We start from the raw sequence: 1,681 nt of genomic DNA, 5'->3' as shown, positions 1-1,681 counted from the left end.
TCGAGTTTCTCCGGAGCGGGACGACTGAGCTCGCTCGGACGAGCGGGCGGACAATGACACGATGCGATTATCGTGACCGGCGGCGCACTCCGATCGACCGAAAAGAGCGGGGTTTCCCCCGTACTTTCGCGGCTTTGACGCGCGCCGCGCTGCTATCCTTTTTCGCGATCCGGCATGGTGCGCGTGGTGCGGCGCCGGCGGATCGCCCGGTGCGTCCGGGTCTTTTCTCTATGTCTGGGGACAGCATGACTGCGAACGTCAGCGGAATCGGTTCGGTGTTGCAACAGATGCAGTCGATGGCCGCGCAGGCGTCCGGCGGCGTCGCGAGCCCGACGGCGGCGCTGGCCGGCTCGGGTGCGGCGACGGCCGGCACGTTCGCGAGCGCGATGAAGGCATCGCTCGACAAGATCAGCGGCGACCAGCAGCACGCGCTCGGCGAGGCGAAGGCGTTCGAGGTCGGCGCGCCGAACATCTCGCTGAACGACGTGATGGTCGACATGCAGAAAGCCAATATCGGCTTCCAGTTCGGGCTCCAGGTCCGCAACAAGTTAGTGAGCGCTTACAACGACATCATGCAGATGTCGGTGTAAAGGGGCGGCCATTCGACGACGGGTATCCGGGCACGGCCCGGGGCTTGCAGAACGAGACCGGCGCGCCGGCATCGGCCGCCCGGCGGCAGCCCTTGCTCACCTAAAGCTTTCCAAATCCCTTCCGATAACTCCGGTGAAGGCCGCGCCGTGCGACGCACGGCGGCGGCTCCCGCATAGCCAAGGCACATAACAAGGAGAAGCGCATGTTTTCCCCAGGACACGCTGGAGCCAGTGCGTACGCGCGTGTCGGCGTCGAGACCGGGGTGATGGGCGCCTCCCCGCACCGGCTGATCGCGATGCTGTACCAGGGCGCCCGGCAGGCGATCGCGCTGGCGCGCATGCATTTGCAGCAGGACAACGTGTCCGGGCGCGGCGAAGCGATCGGCAAGGCGATCCGGATCGTCGAGAGCGGCCTGCAGGCGTCGCTGAACCGCGACGCGGGCGGCGAGATCGCCGAGCGCCTCAATGCGCTGTATGCGTATATCGGCCGGCGCCTGCTGGAAGCGAACGCGCAGGCGAGCGACGCGATGCTGGTCGAGGTCGACGGCCTGCTCGCGACGCTCGAGGAAGCATGGACGGGCATCGCCCCGGAAGTCGCGCGGATGGCCGCGCAACAGGTAGCGGAAGCATCACGATGAATCTCAAGGCCGAATACTTCGCGCGTTACGAGGCGCTCGCCGCCGTGTCGGGCCGGATGCTGTGCGCCGCGCGCGGCGCCGACTGGAGCGCGTTGCCGGGGTTGCAGGCCGAATTCATGCAGCTCGTCGACGGGTTGAAGGAGGCCGATCCGGGCGTCGCGCTCGACGAATCGGATCTCGGCCGCAAGCTCGACCTGATCCGCCGCATCCTGGCCGACGACGCCGCGATCCGCGATCTCGCGAGCCCGGACGTCGCGCGGCTGTCCGCGCTGTTCGAGGCGCGGCGCTCGACCCAGGTATTGACCGACCTCTACCGCGCGCGCGGGTAGGGCCGTGTTCCGGGAGACGGGCGCGCGGCGCCCGGGCCCGGCGCCGCACGCGGCGCGCGCTGTTCCCGCGGGCGGCACCGGCGTGCCGCGCCCCGGATTCGCAACGATGTGTAGGGTCTGTTTG

At 68.6% G+C, this 1,681-nt stretch carries 3 protein-coding genes; all 3 read left to right on the top strand.

The features are described from left to right. Positions 1–245 precede the first annotated feature (245 nt). The 3 genes from fliE to JMF86_RS15300 all read left to right on the top strand — a co-directional run bounded on the left by fliE (position 246) and on the right by JMF86_RS15300 (position 1,557). Entirely contained in the window at positions 246–590 is a 345-nt protein-coding gene (gene fliE, locus JMF86_RS15310; protein ID WP_006486991.1) for a flagellar hook-basal body complex protein FliE, read from the top strand. A gap of 203 nt (positions 591–793) precedes the next feature. Then, entirely contained in the window at positions 794–1,228 is a 435-nt protein-coding gene (fliS, locus tag JMF86_RS15305) for a flagellar export chaperone FliS (RefSeq protein ID WP_006477524.1), read from the top strand. After that, a complete protein-coding gene (locus tag JMF86_RS15300) occupies positions 1,225–1,557 on the top strand; it encodes a flagellar protein FliT (protein WP_011546441.1) in 333 nt (110 codons plus the stop codon). The genes fliS and JMF86_RS15300 overlap by 4 nt, the downstream gene beginning before the upstream one ends. Positions 1,558–1,681: the final 124 nt, after the last annotated feature.

The sequence above is a fragment of the Burkholderia sp. E168m15 genome (genome assembly GCF_016586105.1).
Lineage (GTDB): Bacteria > Pseudomonadota > Gammaproteobacteria > Burkholderiales > Burkholderiaceae > Burkholderia > Burkholderia orbicola.
The sequence above is the reverse complement of the archived record's forward strand: the minus strand, read 5'-3'. Positions and strand labels throughout refer to the sequence as shown.